1 protein-coding gene is annotated in these 5282 nt (G+C 57.2%); it reads left to right on the forward strand.

The annotated features are described in order from the left end of the window. Positions 1–166 precede the first annotated feature (166 nt). Positions 167–5282 (forward strand): hypothetical protein (locus CKO15_RS13125; protein ID WP_200197119.1); only part of this gene is annotated, 5116 nt, incomplete at its 3' end.

Consider the following 5282-nt stretch of genomic DNA (forward strand, 5'->3'; position numbering starts at 1 on the left):
CACCACACGAAAATAAGCCCGTTTTGGCCCAAAATCGGAAAATTGACGTCCAGCACCTGAACAAAAATCAATCGATGCTGTAATCTTCGGCTTTCCACGCCGAAAGCCCGATTACTTCAGCGTTTCCCTAGTGCTTGCTAGCCTTCGACATCTCAACGCAATCGAGGTGACCGACGAGAACGGCTCAGGGCTTCGGATACAGCGGGAGGAGGCCAAGAAGGGTAAGGAGGGTAAGGCCATTCGGATGAGTGGTCCGGAGCTGGAGGGAAATCGCAACAGCGAAATGGCGTCCGCAACCATGCTTGCCCGCTCTTTCGCTGGTGCCTTGATCGACGAAGTAGGTCGAAAACATCCCTATGTCGGCCGCGAGATCATCGCACACACTCAGAAGCTTCAGGATCTTCAGGAATCAGAGGAGTGGCCACGCACTGTCCATTTTACAGCTGAAGGAACGGTGCTCAGACCCGAGAAGGCAAGCCCTCATGGTGCCGTGGTGCTATCGACAAGTCCTCTCAATAAGCACGGTGATATCGTGACCTCGACCCTCGACTGGGGTGTCTTTCTGCCGATTGGAAATGCTTTGAATATTAAAGCAAAGTCTCCCGCCGTAAGGTTGATGCTTCACGGGTATTTCTTCGTCGACTCTGGCCGGAGAAATATTAAGGGCTTCGATCAATCAGTGGATCTCACCGACGTGCAGCTAAGCTGGAACTGCGCGCTCCGGGACGAGGCCGTACTACCGCTACTACCCGGTGTTCTTTACGACGCATTTCAAGCCGAAGTGTTTACCTCCAACCAGCTAGCAGAGCTCCTATCGGTCTTTAGCGAGACAGCTTTGGCAAGGACGCACGCCGCCGCGATCGCCAAAAATGGAGGCCTTGCACGTGTAATTCGCCGTACTGGGAACCGCATGGTCGCGACTTGGTCGTTAACGGCCGCTGACGCAGCGCTTCGATCCTTTCCGGAGCCTGATCAAGGGCGGGTTGCGGCCGCTGAACTATTTAATGACTTGGCCGAATGGGCAGAAGCACGTGGGCTATTCCTCATTGCAGGGCCGAATGCCGCCCTGCTTAGAGATTTGCCTCGTTGGACAGCAGACGAAATCGCCGATCTACTGGATAGGCTTGATCCTGCGACCTTTGTAAACGACGCCGGTGCGGAAGCGCTAGCTGCTTTTCTTGAAACTGCGGTTGATGATAACTCTGATCTTAGAGATGCGGCAGGACCACCGCTCCTCTCTGCGCTGCGACGAGCGATAACCGATGACCGCAGCTTAGCGCCAGAAGAGACGATGCGTCGCATCCTCCGCGTTTTGCCGTTGGGCTCGGCGGTGGCGCTGTCGGGCAGGGCCGGGGAGCGTTTTGTGCTCCGCGCCCTTGCCCGCGCTTCCGGTAGTTCGCCTGTCGTGCGAAGCGAGTGGTTGGAGAGTGCGCAGGTGATTTCCTCACTCTCGCCAGACCAGGCGGCGCCTTTGCTGTCGGCCTTGCAACCACTTTTAGAGGGAGGGGATTATGCTGCCGAATCTGTTGTCACCGCCTCCCTCTCTATTGTTCGCTTGATGGCAGCACAACTACAAGAGGCGGTCCGCCACCCCTCAATCGCTCCACTGTCGGTACTGCGGGTTTTCGACGGTAGCGGTCAGTCGCGGTTAGCCAGCCTTGCGGATTTGGTCGAAGCAGCTCGAGAACGGCGCCTATTCAGAAGCAATCCCAATCTCACGAAGACTCTTAAAGTACTTCACGAAGCGGCACCAGGCTCGGGGGCGATTGCAGTAAGCGCGACTGCCGCAGATTTGCTGGAGGGCATCGGTGATCCTGTCGTGTTCACCGACGCAACAAGCAAAAAGGCGATCGCGCGTCTCGTAATGCGTGCGGAGCGTTTAGGCCCCCCCGAAGCACGCGGCCGTCTACTCGACACTGTTTTCACTGCAGACGAGGCAGCGCGCCCGGCATTGCGCGTGCTGGTGGCCGGTGACCACCGCGCAGCGAATAAGCAGATTTCACTCATTGCCCTAGGCAATGGTTTAGGGGTTTTGGATCGTCTTGTACGCGACCTGATCGATGAGGATACGGATACTCTCGTGGTGCCAGCAGCGATCACTATGGATATTGGTTACCGGCGCAAGCAGAGCCTCGGCATCGAAGATTTGGACGCGGCCGCTCTCGGTGAATTGCTTAGACGGAATGCGCAACGACTGCGTGACCGACCATTAGATAGTTCTATGCTGAAAGCGTTATTTAATTCGAATCTTGAAGATGCAGATCTTCGGGCACTGCCACTGTTTACAGACACTTCTGGACAGCGCCGATGCGGCGACGAGATCTGGCGAGATACGCCCGATGCTCCGATCCCCGAGAGCATGCGCGGTGTGGTCCCTGTTTTGGCTCCGTCCACAGCGAAATTGATCCAGACGAGAGTCGAACAGCTGATCGACGCTTGGTCGCCTGCGGCGCAGATCCGTATTGCACTGGAGCAACCCGAGCCTCATCACTTTGCTAACGAGATAGTCTCTGCACTGGCGAAAACAGCCCCGAATGATCTGGATTCGCTACGCCACACGGCTTGGCTCCGGGATCACCACGGTCGGCCTTGGAAGCCAATCGAAATACTCGACCTACCAGCAGAGGTGATGGAGGTCGCTCGGACAACTCTCGCACAAGGTAACAACGCCACACGATTTTTGCCGCTCGACGACCTCGCACCCATATTACGTGAACCCGAAACAGCCCAGATCTTGCGTGACACAGGCGTGCTCTTTGATGCCCAACGCATGGAGTCTGAGCTCATCCAGCGAATCAAAATTGTACGCCCTGTTGCGATCTTCAGTGAGTGGCGCACAGCTACATCCTCACGCGCACTAGCCAGGCTCGCATCTTCTGAGGCCAATCTTCGGCTGCCGGGCTGGCCGTTGCTCGCCGCCCTGTTGCGCAGCTCCTCAGAGCATCGCCAGCAAATTATCGAAGCGTTCGGCCAGATAGAGCATGAATCCCCTGACCTCGCAGCAGATGCGCTCTCTGCCCTTGCAAAACTCGCCACAGATGGGAGCGAGGAGGCATGGACTGTGTATGTTGCGACCTTCAAAACGGTCGCCTTGTGGGCAGGGGGGGCACGTCGGGCGACGCTCGGCAATGCGTTGGTGCGAACACAAGACGCGACGTGGCGACTGGGCAGAGAAGTATCAGTGCAAGGCGGCGGTGTGGCCGCGTCGCGCTTACTCCACCAAGAGCTTGGTGCTCTCCTTCAGGAGCGTGCAAGTGGCGGTGGTACTGAGATCGGCTCAACTGGGATAGTTGACCCTCGCCCTCCGCGCGAAGCGAACCTCCAAGCGTTCGAAAAGGAGGCGATCGAAGGTCTACGTGACATCCTTGAATATGCCAAGCCTCATGTGCCGCCGGATCTTCTCATCCTACTGGTCGGATTGCTTGGATGTTCGGAAGGCTTTGCCGAGCTTGCACGAGACGCCATTGACGGATCCGAGGCCGATCTCAAGCGTATATGGCGGCGGCTCGACGATGAGGTTGCAAAAGTTTTCCGCCCCACGAATAAGCACGCCTCCCTTCAGGACCGGAGGAAGGAGATCTTCGTTATTCCCGTACCGGTGCGTCAAGCGCCAAGTAATCTAAAGGTCGAGACACTATCTGGCGAGACGCAGGAACTTCCCGTCGCCGATCTCACGCCGCTCGGTGTGCTCGGTGATCTGCACCAGAGTGGATTCACCTATACCCGCGGTCCGGGGATGCTACGGCGACAACCGATCAAGATCGGAATTCCGGCCGATCGCACGCCCTCCGCGCAAAGCGTGCATGATCTCTGCCTCGCACTGGCTGAGATCATAATCGGATATCGCAGTGAGCAGTCTGATGCGTTCATCGCGCTTGATGCACTCGCTGAAAGCTGTAATCGGGTCGAGCAGACCTTGGTCGAGAGCGTACGTGACGAGCTTGAGGATCGTTTGCCTAGCATTCTCGACGAGTTAAAGCCGCGGCGCGAAACGCATTTGCGCCAGGCGCGAGATACCTATAAGCAGGAGATCTCAGCGATACCTTGCGGCGAAGCGCGCGAGTCCGCGCGGCAACGTGCAAAAGAGGCATTATGGCAAGCGGTGAATGAACCAGGGACGCGGAACGAGCTCCTAGCCGCGGTGCGCGGGCGGATCGAAGACTACGGGTACGATGCTAAGCGCGTCTTGTTTGAGCTGTTCCAAAACGCAGATGATGCAACCTCTCAGCATCCCCCAGTGGGCGAAACACGTTTTCGCCTTGAGGCAGGAGAATCCCGCATCAGAACCCTGCACTGGGGACGGGAACTGAACCACCACGGTCCATCACGAGAAAAGGGCGCAAGGGAAGGATGGTCGAACGATCTTCTGAATATGTTACTGTTGAATGTGTCGGACAAAGCGGATGGCGTTACCGGCCGTTTTGGTCTTGGCTTCAAGTGTGTGCATTTGATTGCTGGCGAAGTCGGTATTGCTAGCCGCTTTGTTGCTTGCCGCGTGCATGGTGGGATGCTTCCAGATTCCTGGAGCGGCGGCCGCGAACTTTCATTCCAATATCAGCAAGGTTCGCGTGCTGCCACTGTAATAGACCTCGAACTGGATTCTAATACCGCTACAAATGATGCCGTTTCGGCGTTTCGGCTCGCAGCGCGTTGGCTGCCAGCCATGAGCCGGGCGATACGCTCTATTGAGATCGCTGGAGATGCTCCACGGCACGTTGAATACGATTCCCTGGTTGATGGCATTGGGGTCGTTCGTCTAATCGGCCCCGAGCCCGGACGCGCTCTTGCGCTGGATCTAGGTGATGAAACGACGCTATTCATCCCGTTGGATGCCTACGGTCCTGCAGCAGCCTCGCCGGAAACACCACGACTTTGGCTGATGGCGCCGTTGGAGGAGTCTGTACAAAGCGGCTGGCTACTGAACTGCAGGGAGTTTCGAGTCGATCCAGGACGGGGACGACTGGCTGGCACCGAGGAGGAGCGCCGAGCGCTGTTCGCGACCCTAGGCGACCGACTCGGCCATCGACTGATCGCCATATTCGACCTGTTGCACGAAGATCCGTCAATTCTTATCGATGCTACAGCAAGCGGCGATGAGGTAGCACAACGTTTTCTCAATGCGCTGTTCGAGTTTTTTGCCGGTGATGTTAGGGACTATGGAATAGTCCTCAAGTGGGGGGTGCATTCCACGGGAAGTGGGGTGCCGATTCCACGCGAAGCGGGTGTGCTGTTCCACCGGAAGTGGGGGGGCGATTCCACCGGATGTGGTGGGGCCGTTCCAC

Origin of the sequence: Halorhodospira abdelmalekii (assembly GCF_016583625.1) — a bacterium.
In the GTDB taxonomy this organism is placed as follows: Bacteria; Pseudomonadota; Gammaproteobacteria; order Nitrococcales; family Halorhodospiraceae; genus Halorhodospira; species Halorhodospira abdelmalekii.